The sequence below is a fragment of the Kushneria indalinina DSM 14324 genome, from assembly GCF_003385845.1.
Lineage (GTDB): Bacteria > Pseudomonadota > Gammaproteobacteria > Pseudomonadales > Halomonadaceae > Kushneria > Kushneria indalinina.
In genome coordinates, this window is the sequence record NZ_QRDJ01000008.1 from 466,602 (window position 1) to 483,154 (window position 16,553).

General features: G+C 55.8%; 13 protein-coding genes. 11 read left to right on the forward strand and 2 right to left on the reverse strand.

What is annotated here, in order from left to right; translation table 11 throughout:
* Positions 1-12: 12 nt before the first annotated feature.
* The 5 genes from C8D72_RS13140 to C8D72_RS13160 all read left to right on the forward strand — a co-directional run bounded on the left by C8D72_RS13140 (position 13) and on the right by C8D72_RS13160 (position 6,106).
* Positions 13-1,098 carry a glycosyltransferase family 4 protein gene (locus C8D72_RS13140; RefSeq protein WP_147301536.1) on the forward strand — a complete coding sequence of 362 codons (1,086 nt, stop codon included), beginning with the start codon at positions 13-15 and terminating at the stop codon, positions 1,096-1,098.
* Positions 1,095-1,802, forward strand: coding sequence for a WecB/TagA/CpsF family glycosyltransferase (locus C8D72_RS13145; RefSeq protein WP_170140602.1), 708 nt, complete (start codon positions 1,095-1,097; stop codon positions 1,800-1,802). The genes C8D72_RS13140 and C8D72_RS13145 overlap by 4 nt, the downstream gene beginning before the upstream one ends.
* Positions 1,802-3,214: a mannose-1-phosphate guanylyltransferase/mannose-6-phosphate isomerase gene (locus C8D72_RS13150; RefSeq protein ID WP_115854873.1), complete on the forward strand. Its 1,413-nt coding sequence runs from the start codon at positions 1,802-1,804 to the stop codon at positions 3,212-3,214. The genes C8D72_RS13145 and C8D72_RS13150 overlap by 1 nt, the downstream gene beginning before the upstream one ends.
* 21 nt (positions 3,215-3,235) lie before the next feature.
* Entirely contained in the window at positions 3,236-4,618 is a 1,383-nt protein-coding gene (locus C8D72_RS13155) for an undecaprenyl-phosphate glucose phosphotransferase (RefSeq protein WP_281271628.1), read from the forward strand.
* 63 nt (positions 4,619-4,681) lie between these two features.
* Positions 4,682-6,106 (forward strand): phosphomannomutase, encoded by a 1,425-nt coding sequence (locus tag C8D72_RS13160; RefSeq protein WP_115854875.1) that lies wholly within the window; start codon positions 4,682-4,684, stop codon positions 6,104-6,106.
* Positions 6,107-6,218: 112 nt separating this feature from the next.
* Here the strand turns inward: C8D72_RS13160 and mqo are convergent, their stop codons facing one another.
* Complete coding sequence (gene mqo / locus C8D72_RS13165) at positions 6,219-7,907, reverse strand: malate dehydrogenase (quinone) (protein WP_115854876.1); 1,689 nt, start codon at positions 7,905-7,907, stop codon at positions 6,219-6,221.
* Between the two features lie 372 nt (positions 7,908-8,279).
* Positions 8,280-8,516, reverse strand: a complete 237-nt coding sequence (locus tag C8D72_RS13170; protein ID WP_147301537.1) for a hypothetical protein — start codon at positions 8,514-8,516, stop codon at positions 8,280-8,282.
* Positions 8,517-9,035: 519 nt separating this feature from the next.
* On the opposite strand from C8D72_RS13170, the gene C8D72_RS13175 reads away from it, so the two are divergent.
* The 6 genes from C8D72_RS13175 (at position 9,036) to C8D72_RS13200 (ending at position 16,419) form a co-directional block, all read left to right on the forward strand.
* Positions 9,036-9,221, forward strand: coding sequence for a hypothetical protein (locus tag C8D72_RS13175; protein WP_115854878.1), 186 nt, complete (start codon positions 9,036-9,038; stop codon positions 9,219-9,221).
* Positions 9,222-9,487: 266 nt separating this feature from the next.
* Positions 9,488-10,306: an HAD-IIB family hydrolase gene (locus C8D72_RS13180; protein ID WP_115854879.1), complete on the forward strand. Its 819-nt coding sequence runs from the start codon at positions 9,488-9,490 to the stop codon at positions 10,304-10,306.
* Positions 10,307-10,327: 21 nt separating this feature from the next.
* The gene (locus tag C8D72_RS13185; RefSeq protein WP_115854880.1) at positions 10,328-11,548 is read left to right on the forward strand and encodes a glycosyltransferase family protein; all 1,221 of its coding nucleotides are present in this window, start codon (positions 10,328-10,330) and stop codon (positions 11,546-11,548) included.
* 177 nt (positions 11,549-11,725) lie between these two features.
* A complete protein-coding gene (locus C8D72_RS13190; RefSeq protein WP_115854881.1) occupies positions 11,726-13,483 on the forward strand; it encodes a type I secretion system permease/ATPase in 1,758 nt (585 codons plus the stop codon).
* Positions 13,480-14,841 (forward strand): HlyD family type I secretion periplasmic adaptor subunit, encoded by a 1,362-nt coding sequence (locus tag C8D72_RS13195; protein ID WP_115854882.1) that lies wholly within the window; start codon positions 13,480-13,482, stop codon positions 14,839-14,841. Before C8D72_RS13190 ends, C8D72_RS13195 begins: the two co-directional genes overlap by 4 nt.
* Positions 14,842-14,850: 9 nt before the next feature.
* Positions 14,851-16,419, forward strand: coding sequence for a TolC family protein (locus C8D72_RS13200; protein ID WP_170140603.1), 1,569 nt, complete (start codon positions 14,851-14,853; stop codon positions 16,417-16,419).
* Positions 16,420-16,553 lie beyond the last annotated feature (134 nt).

Below are 16,553 nucleotides of genomic sequence, written 5' to 3' on the forward strand. Positions count from 1 at the left end.
GGATTGGTAAAATTGAAAGTACTGCATATCGTTACTCAAATGGAAGCTGGAGGAGCTCAAGGAGCTGCAGTTAGGTTATCCAGAGAGATGAAAAAAGAAGGTATCGACTCGTCTGTATGCTTTCTTTATATTAAAAGAGAGTGTTATTTTGGTGATGATATCTTTAGCTTGTTTAAAAAACCAATCTCGGGTTTTTTTGATTACATTAAGCTAGTGATGGCTTTAGTTTTTTTTATACGAAAAAATAAACCAGATAATGTGGTGTGTTATACGCATTATGCAAATATAATTGGCGCCTTCGCAGCAAAAATTGCAAACACAAAAAATATAGTTATCTCACATCGTAACCCTGTAGAGACTTATCCTAAGTTATGTCGTTATGTTGATTGGTGTTTTGGGGTCTTTGGTGTTTATCATAGAATGATTGCTGTATCGGATACTGTTTATCGCTCTTTTAAAAAGTACCCTGAAAGGTACAAGAAAAAAATGAAAGTGGTGAAAAATGGGATCGATGTTAGTTCCTATGAAACAAAAGAAGTGAATGGAGCTGTCGGTTTTTTAGAAAGTCATGGTATTCCAAAAGAAAGCTTTAGGTTTATTACGTCAGGCAGGCTTCATCCTCAGAAAAATCAGTTGCTTCTCTTAAAGGCAATGGAGAATGTAAATGAAAATGCAGTTTTGATAATCGCTGGGGACGGGGAATTAAAAGAATCATTTGAAGTTTTTTTAAAAGAAAATGATTTGCAGAATAGAGTTTTTTTAATGGGTGAAATTTCTCCTGAGAGGATGGCTTTTCTTTTAGGCTTAGGAGATGTTTTTTTGTTTCCTTCTGTTTATGAAGCTTTTGGGTTTTCTGTGGTTGAAGCAATGGCGGCTGGGCTGCCTGTTGTTTGTAGTGCTATACCTGCAATGCATGAAATTGTCGGTAATGCAGGGATTTTATTGGATGAAAATGATGCTGGCACTTGGGCCTCAGAAATGAATAAAATAATGCAATCTTCTCAATGTCGGGAAAAAATGTCTTTAAAGTCTACGTCCAGGTCGAAAGAATACGATATCAGAAAAATGGTAGAAGGCTATGTAGAGGCGCTAATATGATATTTGATGTCCTCGAAAAGAAGCTTCTTTCTCAAGAAATTAGATGGGATGGTGTGGCTACTTTTTTAAATCCTTACACTTACTTGTATGCAAGGAAAAATCCTGACATCTATGATGATCTGGATTACATATATTGTGATGGTTTTGTTTTGTGCAGTGTTTTCTCATTCCTTCTTGGGAGAAAGATTTCCAGGGTTTCTTTTGATTTCACGTCAATAGCTGGTTTGTTTTTCAAAATGGCCGAAGATGATAAAAAAACCATTGCTATAGTGGGTTCGGATAAGGGGTCTATAAGTCGTTTTGAAGAATTTTTAGCGCGAGAATATCCTAATGCAGAAGTGGTGTTGATAAGAGACGGTTTTTTTTCTTCTGAAGAAGAAAAAAAATTATTTATTAAAGATGTCTGTTTGGCAAGGGCTGATTATCTTTTGGTCGGCATGGGTAGAGGGCTGCAGGAAGAAATGTTGCAGAAATATAAATCAAATAAGCTTGATGCCTGTGGTTTTAGCTGTGGCGGTTTTTTACATCAAACAGCATCAGCTTCTGGTGCATATTACCCAAAGTTTATCGACAAGCTAAGCTTGAGATGGGTATATAGGATATATGATGAGCCAAGGCTGTTTATAAGATATTTTTTCATATATCCGATGTCTCTTTTTTTAATGTTTTTTGATTACACCGTTTACCGGTTAAAGAGGAAATAATGAGATTGTTTCCTGTTATAATGGCCGGTGGCTCTGGCACACGTTTGTGGCCATTATCGCGTCCTCATTACCCAAAGCAGTTTATCGCGCTCACCGATGAAGGTGAGTCGATGCTCCAACAGACCATTAAACGCCTTGATGGTTTGGAGCATCTAGCGCCTTTGCTGATTTGCAACGAAGAGCACCGTTTTCTAGCAGCTGAGCAGCTGCGTGTGATGGGTGCGCAACACAGCGGTATTTTGCTTGAACCCTTCGGTCGTAATACGGCGCCGGCCATTGCACTTGCCGCCATAAAGAGTATGGCTAAGGGCGATGATCCTGTTTTATTGGTGCTGGCAGCGGATCATTACATGGACGATGTAAATGCATTCCAGAAAGCAGCGCTCCAAGCCCAAGCTGCTGCTGAAAAAGGATATCTAGTCACTTTTGGGATAAAGCCGACGCACGCGGAGACTGGCTACGGATATGTGAAAGCCGGTCAGCACGGACCGCAGGATTATGCATCAGTGTACTCTTTTGTGGAAAAACCGGATGCTGTGACAGCACAGCGCTACCTTGCTGAAGGTGGCTACTACTGGAACAGCGGCATGTTCATGTTCAAGGCCAGCCGTTACCTCGAAGAGCTGGGCAAATACCGGCCTGATATTCTCGAAGCCTGTCAGCGCAGCATGGCTCATGTCAGGGCTGATATGGACTTCCTTCGCATTGATACCGTCGCTTTTGAAGCCTGCCCATCAGAGTCTATTGATTATGCCGTCATGGAGCATACTGATAGTGCGGTCGTGGTTCCCATGGAGGCTGGCTGGAGTGATGTCGGAAGCTGGTCAGCTGTTTGGGAGGTCAATGACAAGGATGACGTCGGTAATGTCAGCCATGGCGATGTGGCCATCCATCAAAGCAGCAACTGTCTGGCGTATTCGCAAAGCCGTCTTGTGAGCCTTATCGGGCTGGATAACATCATGGTGGTGGAAACCAAGGATGCTGTACTGGTGGCAAGCCGTGACAATGCTCAGGAGGTCAAGACGCTGGTAGAAAGACTCAAGGCTGAGCAGCGCAAGGAAGTATCGCAACACCGTGAAGTGTACAGGCCGTGGGGAAAATATGACGCGATCGATTGCGAACCCCGTTATCAGGTCAAGCGTATTACGGTTAACCCGGGCCAAAGACTGTCGGTGCAAATGCATCATCACCGTTCAGAGCACTGGGTGGTCGTTTCTGGCACCGCATTGGTAGGGATAAACGGCGAAGAACAGCTGGTTGCTGAAAATCAGTCCGTTTACATTCCGTTAGGGGCGACCCATTTTATGGCGAACCCGGGCAAGATCCCTCTGGAACTGATCGAAGTCCAGTCAGGCGCCTACCTGGGAGAAGATGATATTGTGCGCTTTGAGGATATATATGGACGTCAGTAGCTTTGTGAGGTAACCAGGGTTGTGGCTAACAAAGGCGCGTTATTAATTGAACGAGCACCATTGCCACTGCTCGCAATGGTGCTGGATGCTATCGCTATCCTCACTGGCGGTATGGCCGCTTATTTCTATCGATTTGGTCACTGGGATGTTGAAGAGCGTTATTTCTGGGCGCTGACCGTCATTACCTTGCTGTTGTTGATGCTCAATAGTTCAGCTGACGCCTACCGGCGATGGCGTGCCCGCCGATTTTACGAAATTCTGTTCAAGCTAATGCTGGTATGGGGCGGCGTCACTGTTTTTGCTACTTCCATGATCTATTTCATTCATGTGGCAGAGCGTTATTCGCGGCTATGGCTTGTGATGACGATGGCGCTTTCTTTTGCCATTGCGGTCTGCGTACGCTGGGTGGCCAGAACTATTCTGGCCCGCTATCGATTGCGTGGACGCCATCGGCGCCACGTGTTCATGATTGGTCCCGGGGCTACTTTATTAAGCATTACGCGCCATATACGTGCCCAGCAAGTGGCCGGTTATTCCGTTGCTGGTGTGCACCGTTTAAATAATGCCATCGACTCAAAAGATCTGGCTTGCGTATCGCGTCGCGTCGCGCACTCTGGCTGCAGTGAGGTCTGGATCTGTATGCCATTAAGCATGGGAAGTGTCGTGCAGAGTCTGATGTATGCTTTGCGCCATCAGACGGTAGAAATACGTTTCTTTCCCGAGCTTTCTGACCTGCCACTGCTCAATCACCGTGTCAGTGAAATAGTGGGTCTGTATAGCATTGATTTGAGTGTTAGCCCCATGGCGGGTGGCGCGCGCCTGATCAAGCGGCTGGAAGATGTCGTTCTCGGAGCGATCCTGTCCGTTCTGGCATTACCGATATGCATCATTATTGCCATTGCAATTAAATGCTCGTCGCCAGGCCCCATACTGTTCAAACAGCATCGTACCGGGTTCAACGGAAAGCGTTTCAAGGTTTACAAGTTCCGCTCGATGAAAGTCCACAAGGAAAATGATGGGCAGGTGACGCAGGCGAGAAAGCGGGACAGTCGTCTTACTCCGATAGGATCCTTTTTGCGCCGTACTTCTCTGGATGAGCTACCGCAGTTTTACAACGTCTTACAGGGACGTATGTCGATCGTCGGCCCAAGGCCGCATGCTTTGGCACACAACGAGCATTACAAGGAGCTGGTTCAATCCTATATGCAGCGTCACAAGGTAAAGCCTGGTATTACGGGGTGGGCACAAGTCAGCGGTTTGCGTGGCGAAACTGACACTCTGGAGAAAATGCAAAAGCGCGTTCAGCATGATCTCTGGTATATCGATAATTGGTCAGTAATACTCGATCTAAAAATCATATTTTTAACGTTTGTCAAAGGCTTTGTCGGCAAGAATGCTTATTAGTCAATTTAGCGGTGCTGGGCATAAAATGGTCAGCCCCAACTTCTGGGAGTGGGGCCCGATTGAATGCAAGTCAATGTGATCTTAGAAAATTCGAACGTTGCCTTCGGCACCAGTGGTGCTCGTGGTCTTGTCGAACAGTTTACCGATAAAGTTTGTGCCGCGTTCACTGTGGCTTTCCTGACCCTAATGCGTGCACAGGAAGGTGCTTCTAAAGTAGCCATCGGATTTGACCATCGTCCGAGTAGCCCCGCCATGGCGGCGACCTGTACCGCGGCGGCTCGTAGTATGGGATTCGAAGTTACCGATTACGGCGTTTTGCCGACGCCGGCCCTGGCGCTACAGGCTATGGCTGATGGCGTGCCCGCTATCATGATCACCGGCAGCCATATTCCTTTTGACCGCAACGGCATCAAGTTTTACCGGCCCCAGGGGGAAATTACCAAGCAGGATGAGCAGGCCATTCTCGAAGTAACAGCGGAACTTCCCGAGCTGGATGGCATTATCAGAGCACCGGAAAGCGATGAGGCACGCACCCGCTATATCGCGCGGTATGTTGAGTGGTTTGAAGGAAAACCTATGACTGGCAAGCGGGTGGGGCTTTATCAGCACTCGGCTGCCGGGCGTGATCTCAATGTGCAGGTACTCGAAGCGCTGGGCGCTGATGTCATCGTACTCGGCCGTAGCGAGCAGTTTGTGCCGGTGGATACGGAAGCCGTCAGTGAAGAGGACCGTATACAGGCGCGCCAGTGGGCTCGGGATCACAACCTGGACGCGCTGCTGACCACGGATGGTGATGGCGATCGGCCGCTATTGGCCGATGAACGAGGAGAGTGGCTGCGTGGCGATATTCTGGGGCTGCTTTGCGCTCGTGAGTTGCAGATACAGGCGCTGGTCGTACCGGTAAGCTGCAACACTGCTATCGAGGTCTGCGCTGCCTTTGACGAGGTAACGCGTACCCGTATTGGCTCTCCGTATGTCCTTGAAGGCATGGCCTTGTTGTCTGATCGATATGAGCGAGTAGCCGGTTTTGAAGCCAATGGTGGTTTCCTGCTGAACACGGCCCTTGAAAATGGCCATCGTCGAATGGCCGCACTACCGACTCGCGATGCGCTATTACCCGCGCTGACCTTGATGGTTGCCGCGTCACACCGTCAGCAACCGCTATCAGCACTCGTAGCTGGTTTGCCAGAGCGCTATACCGCCAGTGATCGGTTAAAGGCGTTTCCCGTTGAACGCAGTCGATCGCTGATCACTTACTGGGAATCCCATCCGCAGGCAATGTGTCATACGCTGGGCCTAAAGGAAGGTATCAGTGCAACCGATGTGACGGATGGCCTGCGTGTGACTCTGGAAAATGGCGATATTATCCATCTACGCCCGTCGGGTAACGCGCCTGAATTGCGCTGTTACGCCGAATCAGGAAGCGAGAAAAAAGCGCAAGAGCAGGTTGCCCATGTACTCGGTAAACTGCGTGACATGCCCGGTTAATACCTGATTAGGTTTTGCGAGCTGACGCCTTTAGCCAACAATAGTCTTACGAAAAACGGCACCCATTCGGGTGCCGTTTTTTACTTCTTTCCGAGCTCAACTCGAAAACCGCTCAGACATTCTCCACCGTCTCTGTGGCTTGCTCGCTGTCTGCGTCATCAACCTGCTCATCGCCTTGCTCCTGACCACGGGCACGGGCCTTGAGTGCTTCGATACGCTCGGCATTTTCGGCAGTAGGCTGGGTGTCGCCCAGTTCCAGAACGCTGCTGGTATAAGCCCGGATCTCGTTGGTGAGCTGCTCGTTGCCATCCAGCTTCTGACCGTAGGAGGGAATCATGCGCTTGAGTGTGCCCTGCCACTGATCGGAGGCCAGCTGCTCGGGGAAGACCCGTTCCATCAGGCCCAGCATGATGGTTGGGGCAGTGGAGGCACCGGGTGACGCACCCAGCAGGGCCGACATGGTGCCATCCTGTGATGTCACGACTTCAGTGCCGAACTGCAAAACGGAGCCCTTTTCCGGGTCCTTCTTGATGATCTGGACGCGCTGGCCGGCGTTGATCAGCGTCCAGTCTTCGCGCTTGGCCTCGGGGTAGTACGCCTTGAGCGCTTCGAAGCGGTCATCTTCTGACAGCATCACCTGGCCCACCAGGTATTTGACCAGGCTGAAGTTGTCCAGACCGACCTTCATCATCGGCAGGGTGTTGCTGGTGGTCATGGAACCGAACAGGTCCGTCCACGAACCGTCCTTCAAAAACTTCGTCGAGAAGTTGGCAAACGGACCAAACAGGATGCGCTGCTGGCCGTCCAGCTTGCGGCTGTCCAGGTGCGGTACGGACATCGGGGGCGAACCGCTCGCGGCCAGACCATAGGCCTTGGCATGGTGACGGTGGGCAATCTCGGGGTTGCTGGTCACCAGGAACTGGCCACCGACCGGAAAGCCGGCGTAGATATTCCCTTCGGGGATGCCGGATTTCTGCAGCAGGGGCAGGGCAGCACCGCCGGCACCAATGAAGACATGGCGGGCGTTGATGCTGTGCTCCTCATTGTTGTCGTTCAGATCCGCCCACGTGACTTTCCAGCTGCCGTCATCGTTGCGCTCAAGATCACGCACTTCACTGCCGGTGCTCAGACTGAAGTTGTCATGCTTGTCTGACAGGGCGCTGATGAGCTGGCGGGTAACTTCGCCCCATTCGGCATCGGTGCCGGCTTCCATACGGGTGGCGGCGACTTTCTGGGAAGGATCACGGCCTTCCATCATCAGCGGCGCCCACTCACGGATGACCTCGGGGTCTTCCGAGTACTCCATGGCCTTGTACAGGCTGCTTTGCTGCATGCCTTCATAGCGCTTGCGCAAAAAGTCGATGTGGTCATCGCCCCAGACAAAGCTCATGTGCGGCGTGTTGTTGAGAAACGAGCCCGGGTCATGCATGACGCCGTTGAGTACCTGATACGACAGGAACTGTCGGGTGATCTCAAAGGCTTCGGTGATTTTGGGCGGACGGGACACATCAACGCTGCCATCGTCACGCTGCGGGGTGTAGTTCATTTCCGCAAAGGCGGAGTGACCGGTACCGGCGTTGTTCCAGCCGTTGGAGCTTTCCTCGGCCACATGGTCCAGGCGCTCGTACAGGTTGACCTTCCAGTCGGGCTGAAGCGCTTCCAGATAGGTGCCCAGGGTGGCACTCATGATGCCGCCGCCGATCAGGGCGACATCGATGGTCTCGCCCTCCTCGGTGGCCATCGCGTAGCCTGAAAATACACAGAGATTCAGGCACAGCGCCGCTGTCAGTTTCTTTTTCATGAAATGTTGTCTCGACTTGCAGAGTGAGGCCCGCCATCAGCGGCGAGCTACCCATCACGATCTGAAAACAAGGCGATGGGCAAAGTTGGTGCGCAAAATGAAGTGCGGCACTTTAACGCAGCTTTGCTTATCAAGACGGTTATGGATTTATAAAAAGCGCCTGTCGCATTTGTTTAATTCAAAAAGGAAGAGAGCGGGAGACAGGCTGAGAAACGCCGGGAAGGCTGAGGCAAGTATGTATTTAGGAAAGAAAAAATCCGCAGAAGGCGGATTCGAAAGATGTTGTTTTGATACGCCGGAGGGCGCTTTTTTAGCGGCGGATTGTTAGAGGATAAGCAGACAATAAGCGTGTCTTTAAAAGGGCGTCACGGATCAAATGGCTGTCCATTCGTGCCTGGCGCTGCGTACTGCTGCGGCGTCATATTCGTCATCGTTGGCACTGTCGCCATTCGAACGCGGTTTCGCAGCACCGATGATAATCAGGGCGTGTTCATCACCCATTGGGCGCTTTCGTGTCTGAGCGGCGCGCCCAAAGCTGTTGGCAAGCCACAGGCTGATACCGCACCACACCACCATGGCTACTGCCATTGTCATCAACAAGGAAGTCATGAGCGTTCTCCTGCGTGGGATATTGGTGCTCATGGTGGCGATATGACATGACGTCACGGCGTCAGATAAATGACGTTTTGGTGAATCATTGTGCTGAAAAAACGCTTCTCGGCCGCATTTTGAGGCGGCCGACCTTCCGATGCCGGTAGAAGCTGTTTGATGAAGTACCACAGTCTGAATGCCTCGAAAACGGGCCATCATGTCGCCCGTAAACAGTCTTTTTTTATCAATAGGTTAGCCGGATGGCTAATTCTTCATATTCCAGGAGGCTCATTAATTTAATGCTCTTCCCGGTCGTTGGTATGGCATTGATCAAATAATGCCCATTCTTTTGTTCAGTATAGCGTATGGGGCGGCCGGATATTTTTTGGCACAGACCGGTTAAAGCCCCTGATAACCGCCTTGATACTGCCGGCCTATTTTGGTGATTAGGCCGCAAATCTGCACATCTTGTTACCTCATGTTGCTCCATCTTTCGCTTGTTCACATTTACCGCATCAGACGGTGGAGACGGGGAAAATGAGTCAGGCAACTATCGCACTTCTTATCATCTTGTTCCTGGGCGGCACGGTTGCCTGGTGGAATGGCAATCGGCATGACAGTGGCAGCCATGGCGGCCACTCCGGCTATCATCAGGATCATGGTCACGGTGGCGGCAGCGGCGGTGGCGGTATCCACTTCCCCGACCCGCAGCAGTGCTCCTGATCGGGTAACCTCCGACAGAATTCAATCGTCATTGATGCGGTTGTCGCCACCATGGCATCAGTGGCAGTAAAAGGCCCATCGCACTGCGATGGGCCTTTTGCGTATGAGGTGTCGTTATATTTTGATACTGCGCATGTTACCGCCGCGTTGGCTGACACAGACGGTCGGCTCGGCCTGCCAGGCCAGCGTATGGTGTGTTTGGGGCCAAAGGGGCTATTCTCATTCCCCTGTTGCCAATAACGGCCTTTTCTTATAGAGCTGACACCATGACAACAACGTCACAACAAGCGCTGCTGGTGTTTACGGATTTGGATGGGTCCCTGCTGGACCATGCCACCTATGATTACACGCCGGCCATGGACTGGCTTGCGCGCCTCAAAAAGGACGCCGTGCCGCTGATCATTAATACCAGCAAGACGGCGGCTGAGGTCATGGTACTCCACCAAAGACTGGGGCTCGGCTCACCGTTTATCACCGAAAACGGCGCTTCCATTCATCTGCCGGCCTCCTGGTGTCTTGATGAAACGCCTGATGAGCGGGGCTGGGCGGACATCGTGCTGGGCGAGTCCTATCGTCGAATTCGCAGTGTGCTGGAGGCCATCCGGTCCACCGAAAGATTTCGCTTTCGGGGCTTTGGCGATTTCAGCATCGAGGAGGTGGCCGAGCATACCGGCCTGGATAGCCAGGGCGCCGAGCTTGCCCATCTTCGCGAGGCTTCCGAACCCCTGATCTGGGAAGACAGCGAAGAAGCACTCGAGCGCTTTCGGCTGCTGCTGATCGGCGCCGGACTGTCACTGACCCGGGGCGGGCGCTTTTATCATGTGCTGGGCGATAACAGCGGCAAGGGACGCGCCATTGCCTGGCTGGTCGATCGCTATCATCTGCTCAAGGGGCAGCGGCCGCTGACCGTCGGGCTGGGGGATGGCCCCAACGATGTGCCGATGCTGGAGAGTGTCGACCGTGCGGTGCTGATTTGCGGCGAGCATGACCTGCCGGTCAGTATCGTTGATACTGTCCAGCTCTATACAACAACACAAAAGGGTCCGGCGGGATGGTCGGAGGGTCTTGATCACTGGCTGGGCTGACAGCGACGGGAGAGAGACGCCATGAGCGATTTTTACCAGAACGGCATCATCACCAACTTCCATAACCTCACGCGGCGCCCGCTTGAAGCGCTGGAAAGTGATCTGGTGGGGTTTTCGAAGCGACGTCCGATGGGGCTGATCCTGCCCTCGCTTTATTCCGAGCTTGAAGGCCCGGCGCTCACCCGCATCATCGATCAGCTTTCGCAGGTCGAGTACCTGGGCGAGATCATCATCGGGCTGGATCGCGCCGATCGGGACCAGTTTCTTCACGCCCGGGAGTTCTTCTCCCGCCTGCCGCAGCGCCATCGCATTCTCTGGAACGACGGTCCGCGCCTGAAGGCGCTGGATGCCGAGCTTGCCGCCGAGTCCCTGTCGCCGCAGGCGCCGGGCAAGGGGCGCAACGTCTGGTTCTGTTCCGGGTATGCCATCTCGTCAGGCCGCGCCGAGGCGATCGCGCTGCATGACTGTGACATCACCACCTATGATCGCTCGATGCTGGCGCGGCTGCTCTATCCGGTCGCCAACCCGCACTTTAACTACGAATTCTGCAAGGGCTATTACGCCCGCATCGCCGACGGCAAGCTCAACGGGCGCGTCGGACGCCTGATGGTCACCCCGCTGTTGCGCGCGCTGAAAAAGATCCACGGGCCGCTGGATTATCTGAACTATCTCGACAGCTATCGCTATCCGCTGTCGGGCGAGTTCGCCATGCGCGCTGACGTGTTGAACGACATTCGTATCCCCAGCGACTGGGGGCTCGAGATCGGCGTGCTCTCGGAAGTGCACCGTAACTACTCCACCAAGCGGCTGTGTCAGGTCGATATCGCCGACAACTACGATCACAAGCATCAGCCGCTGTCGCCGGAAGACGCCTCCACCGGGCTTTATCGCATGAGCACCGACATCGCCAAGGCGCTCTATCGCAAGCTGGCAACGCTGGGGGTGACCATGAACGAGGCCCACTTTCGAACGCTCAAGGCCACCTACTACCGCACCGCGCTCGATATCATCGAGAACTATTACCACGATGCGATGATGAACGGCCTCAAGGTCGATCGTCACAGCGAGGAGCAGGCCGTGGAGCTGTTTGCCCAGAGCATCATGGAAGCCGGCGTCGCCTTTCTCGAAAGCCCCCGCGACAAGCCTTTCATCCCCAGCTGGAGCCGCGTGCAGTCCGCCTTCCCGGATATGCTCGAGCGGATGTATGACGCCGTGGAAGCCGACAATGCCGGTGACGTGTAAGTCCAGGGCGCTCAAGAGCCGGTACTCTTGCTGTCAGGGGCCGGCGCTACAAGGCATACCCACAAGAGTTACATTTTAAAACGCGATAGTGTCAGGGTCATCCGGAGGCTGTCATGGTTCTGTCATATCTGCTGCCCACGATACCCAGGTCAACCGCCCGGGCATTAGAGGTCCCTCATGGCAGCAGCAAAAAAGTCCAATGATCTGGCACTGGCTCTGAAAGCGTGTCGAAGCTCGTTCATGTCGGTGGGTGGTTTCAGCATGTGCATCAATCTTTTGATGCTGGTGCCGCCGCTTTACATGTTGCAGGTCTATGACCGGGTCATCACCACCCGCAGTGTCGATACCCTGATCATGCTGACCCTGATCGTGATGTTTCTATTCATGGTCATGGGCGGGCTTGAACTGGTGCGCTCGCGCATTCTGGTGCGTACCGGTAACCGGCTGGAAACGCTGACGAACACGCGCATCTATCGCGCCATGTTTCGCCGCAGCCTGCTGCGCTCGGGGCAGCAGACGGCGCAACCGCTCAACGATCTCACCACACTTCGTCAGTTTTTGACCGGCAACGGGCTTTTTGCCTTTTTCGACGCGCCCTGGATACCGATCTACATCGGCGTGCTCTTTCTCTTCAACGTCTGGTTTGGGGTGTTCGCCATCGTTGCCGGGCTGGTGCTGCTGGCGCTGGCCGTGGCCAACGAGCGCGCCACGCGCCGGCTTCTGGCCGAGGCCGGCAATGAACAGATTCAGGCCCAGGAGCTGGCCAATGCCAACCTGCGCAACGCCGAGGTCCTGCATGCCATGGGCATGGTGTCCGGCATCCAGGCGCGCTGGGGGCAGCGCCATCATGACTATCTGGTTCGCCAGTCGCAGGCCAGTGACCGGTCGGGGACACTGGCCAATCTGTCCAAGGTGCTGCGGCTGGCCTTTCAGTCCCTGATTCTGGGACTGGGCGCCTGGCTGGTCCTGCAGGGCAGCATCACCCCCGGCATGATGATCGCGGGCTCCATTTTGATGGGGCGAGCGCTGGCCCCCATCGACCAGATGATCGGCGCGTGGAAGGGCTTTGTCAGCGCCCGTTCGGCGCATCAGCGCCTCACCGGACTGCTGGAGGAAGTGCCTGCCGATAGTGAGCGCATGTCGCTGCCGGCGCCCCAGGGCGATATCCGCGTGGAAGGCGTCTCGGCGGCGCCGCCGGGGGTGCGGCTACCGACCCTGCGTGGCATCAATTTCACCCTGGCGCGGGGCGAACAGGTGGGGATTATAGGCCCCAGTGCCTCGGGAAAATCGACCCTGGCGCGGGTGCTGCTGGGCATCTGGCCTACCCAGGTGGGGACCGTGCGTCTTGATGGCGTGGATGTGTCCCAGTGGCCGCGCGAAGAGCTGGGGCCGCATATCGGCTATCTGCCGCAGGATATCGAGCTCTTCGACGGCACCATCAGTGACAACATTGCGCGTCTGGGCGAGGTCGATGCCGAAAAGGTGGTCGAAGCCGCTCGCATGGCGGGCGTGCATGACATGATCCTGCAGCAGCCGCAGGGCTATGACACTCCCATCTCGTCCGGCGGTGGCGCCCTGTCCGGCGGTCAGCGTCAACGCATCGGTCTGGCGCGGGCGCTCTATGGCCGCCCGGTCATGGTGGTGCTGGATGAGCCCAATGCCAACCTGGATGACAGCGGCGAGCGCGCGCTGATCCAGGCGCTGGCGCGGCTTAAGCAGATGAAAACGACCGTCTTTGTCATCTCCCATCGTCCCGCCACGCTCAAGGCCGTCGATCGGCTGCTGGTCATGAAGGAGGGGCAGGTCAGCGCCTTCGGCCCCCGTGATCAGGTCGTGGCCCATCTTCAGTCGCAAAAATCGAGCACCGTGCGTCCCATGACATCAAATACGACGGCACCCTCCGATACCCAGACAGCTGCGGCAGGCAACCAATGAGCACCTCATTCAGCACGACGGCCTCTTCCTCACAAAATACCACTTCACAAAATACCCCCTCACTGCCGATCAGCGATCGCGGCGCGCGGCGTACCGGCATCGTGATCGTGCTGGTGGCCTTTGGCATCTTCGGCGGCTGGGCGATGCTGGCCAACCTGGCGGTGGCGGTCGTGGCCACCGGCACCGTCTCGGTGGAGTCGTTCAAAAAGACCGTGCAGCACCTGGAAGGCGGGATCGTCTCGCAGATCAACGTCGACGATGGCGATCACGTCGAAGCCGGTGACGTGCTGATGGTGCTGGATGCCACCCAGGCGCGCTCCCAGTACGCCATCGCCCGCACCGGCTGGTTCATCGCGAGCGCCCAGGAGGCGCGGCTGATGGCCGAGCAGCAGCAGCTCGAACAGCTCGAGTTTCCTCCGGCGCTGCTGGAGATGGCCCAAAAAGAGGAGCGCCTGCAGCAGGTGCTCAACGTACAGCGCAGCCTCTTTTTCTCGCGCCGCCAGGCCCTGCAGGGGGAGCTGGAGGGACTGGATGAACAGAATCAGCAGCTGCGTGAACAGATTGCCGGTCTTGAGCAGACCATGCGTATCAACTCGCAACGTATCGCCTCGCTCAGCGATGAGGCCGATGACTATCGGGCGCTGTTTCGCGAGGGGCTGGGCAACAACCAGCGCGTGCGCGAGCTCGAGCGTCAGAGAATGCAGCTTGACTCCGACAGTGCCTCATCGAAGGCCCAGATCGCTCAGCTGCGCTCCCGGATCAGTGAAAACCGCGTCCAGATGGAGACGCGGCGACAGTCCTGGCAGCAGGAAGTGGGCGAGGGGCTGCGTCAGGCGCAGTCCGAAATCGGCGATACGTCCGAACGCATGACGGCGCTGTCCGATCAGATGCGTCGCACCGAGCTGCGGGCCCCGGTCGCCGGCACCGTGGTCGGCCTCGAGACGCACACCCTGGGGGCAGTGATCGAGCCGGGCAAGCCGGTGATGAGCATCGTGCCCAATGCAGAAGGCTTTCTGATCGACACCCGCATCGCCGCCCAGGACATCGACAATATCTACGTGGGCCAGCCTGCCGAGATTCGTTTCAGCGCCTTCAACCAGCGCCGCTCCAGCGTGGTGGAAGGGGAGCTGGTCAATGTCTCCGCCGACAGCTTTCAGGATGAGTCTACCGGTGAATCCTATTACCGCGGCCGGGTACGGGTTTCGGAGACCGGGCAGGAGAGCATGAGCGACGAAGAGATGCAGCTGCTTTCCGGCATGCCGGCCGAGGTCATGCTGCGCACCGGCGAGAAGACCCTGATGGGCTACGTCATGCAGCCGGTGACCGACATGCTGGCACGCGCCGTACGACAGGACTGATGAATGATCATGAAAGACAGAGCTTCTCATCAGACCCTGCGTGCCCTGCTGGTCAGCGTGTTGTTTTTTGGTACGACATGGCTGCCGGCAGTGGCACTGGCCGAGCCACAGACGAGTACAGAAACCGCCCTCGAGCCGCTGACGATGTATGGCGCGGCGCCGGCCGACGATGACCGGGCGCCCGGTGACGGGATTGATTCGGCCCGGGCCATCATTCCATCCCTGCCGGCGCTCTATGCCCATGCGCGCGATCATGATGCCGAGCTGCGCCGCCAGATGCTGGAGGCCGAGGCGACCGGGCTCGAGACGAGCCGGGCGCGGGCGGGGCTGTTGCCCTCGATCGATCTGACGTACTCCGTGGGCTATACCGACAGCGATAACTACTACTCCGATGGCGCCGACTCCTGCGAGGAGAACCCTCGCACCGGCGAGCTGCTCGGCGGCGATGATTTTGAAGCGCGCTGTCGCGGCCATTCCACCGATACCACCGCACAGGTGCAGCTGACCCAGCCGCTGTTTTCCATGGAGCGCTGGCGAGCGCTTGCCCAGTCGCGTGAGCAGGTGCAGGCCGCGCAGCTGCAGCTGGCGGTCGCCGAGCAGCAGCTGGCGCTGGAGACGGCCGAGGCCTACATGGACGGCTTTTACAACGCTCAGCAAAAGCGTCTGCTGGCCGGCAAGCAGCGCTCACTGGAGCTGCAGGTGAAACAGGCGCAGCGCGCCTATGAGCTGGGAATCGGCGATCGTATCGATCTGCTGGCGGCGCGTTCCCGGCTGGATCAGGCCGGGGCCGAAATCGCCGTGGCCGACAATCAGTATGCCGATGCCGTGGCGCGGCTGGAGCGTCTGACCGGCCAGACGCCGGACTTTACCCGGTTCGCCCTCGAGGAGCTGTCCGAGGCCCAGTGGCCGGTGCCCGAGGCGATGGAGTACTCCCAGGCCACTATCAGTGACAACGTTCGGGTCCGTCTGGCCGCACAACAGCTGGCCGTGGCCGATGCCGTGCAGTCCGTTCGTCAGGCCGGTTATTACCCCGAGGTGTCGCTGAACCTGTCATGGATGGACCGCAACAGTGACGATCCCTATCGCGAAAGCGAGGACCGCTCGGCCGTGATCCAGGCGCGCATGAACCTGTATCAGGGCGGGGCGACCAGCGCCGAGATTCGCCAGGCGGATCTGCGCCGTCAGTCCCAGAGTGCCGATGTGCAGCAGCAAAAGCGCCTGGCGCTGGAGGAGATCCGACGCCGCCATCGCAGCATCGGCGGTGATCTCTCGCGTTTGAAGGCGCTGTCCCAGTCGATCCGTTCCAGCGAGCTCTATCTGGAGGCGGCTGATCGCGGTGCGGCGCTGGGGCTGCGCGATCTCGTCGATGTGCTGGACGCCCGCGCCGATCTTTATGATCAGCGCATTCAGTATGTGGATGCCTTTCGTCAGCTGCTGCTGGATCGACTCAATCTCCAGGCCGCGGCCGGGCCGCTGGCCAGTGACGACATGACCGACGCCATGACCATGATCGGGCGCATTATCGGCCCGCCACACGACGATACGCCGTTGCCGAGCGGGGTTGAGGCGTCCTCGTAAAAAATACTTACATACTGTTGCCAATCATTGCGCCTTTAAACGCCGTGGTCATCTGGATGCAGGCAAATCGTCATGAGTGGCGGGCGAACATGATCGGGCGGGTGGATCAGCGCCCGGGCCTTGAACTCCAGACC

Excerpts from the sequence above, each read along its gene's own strand:
- C8D72_RS13145 (WP_170140602.1), top strand. The coding sequence starts at position 1,095 with ATGATATTTGATGTCCTCGAAAAGAAGCTTCTTTCTCAAGAAATTAGA.
- C8D72_RS13150 (WP_115854873.1), top strand. The coding sequence starts at position 1,802 with ATGAGATTGTTTCCTGTTATAATGGCCGGTGGCTCTGGCACACGTTTG.
- C8D72_RS13160 (WP_115854875.1), top strand. The coding sequence starts at position 4,682 with ATGCAAGTCAATGTGATCTTAGAAAATTCGAACGTTGCCTTCGGCACC.
- mqo (WP_115854876.1), bottom strand. The coding sequence starts at position 7,907 with ATGAAAAAGAAACTGACAGCGGCGCTGTGCCTGAATCTCTGTGTATTT.
- C8D72_RS13170 (WP_147301537.1), bottom strand. The coding sequence starts at position 8,516 with ATGACTTCCTTGTTGATGACAATGGCAGTAGCCATGGTGGTGTGGTGC.
- C8D72_RS13175 (WP_115854878.1), top strand. The coding sequence starts at position 9,036 with ATGAGTCAGGCAACTATCGCACTTCTTATCATCTTGTTCCTGGGCGGC.
- C8D72_RS13180 (WP_115854879.1), top strand. The coding sequence starts at position 9,488 with ATGACAACAACGTCACAACAAGCGCTGCTGGTGTTTACGGATTTGGAT.
- C8D72_RS13185 (WP_115854880.1), top strand. The coding sequence starts at position 10,328 with ATGAGCGATTTTTACCAGAACGGCATCATCACCAACTTCCATAACCTC.
- C8D72_RS13190 (WP_115854881.1), top strand. The coding sequence starts at position 11,726 with ATGGCAGCAGCAAAAAAGTCCAATGATCTGGCACTGGCTCTGAAAGCG.
- C8D72_RS13195 (WP_115854882.1), top strand. The coding sequence starts at position 13,480 with ATGAGCACCTCATTCAGCACGACGGCCTCTTCCTCACAAAATACCACT.
- C8D72_RS13200 (WP_170140603.1), top strand. The coding sequence starts at position 14,851 with ATGAAAGACAGAGCTTCTCATCAGACCCTGCGTGCCCTGCTGGTCAGC.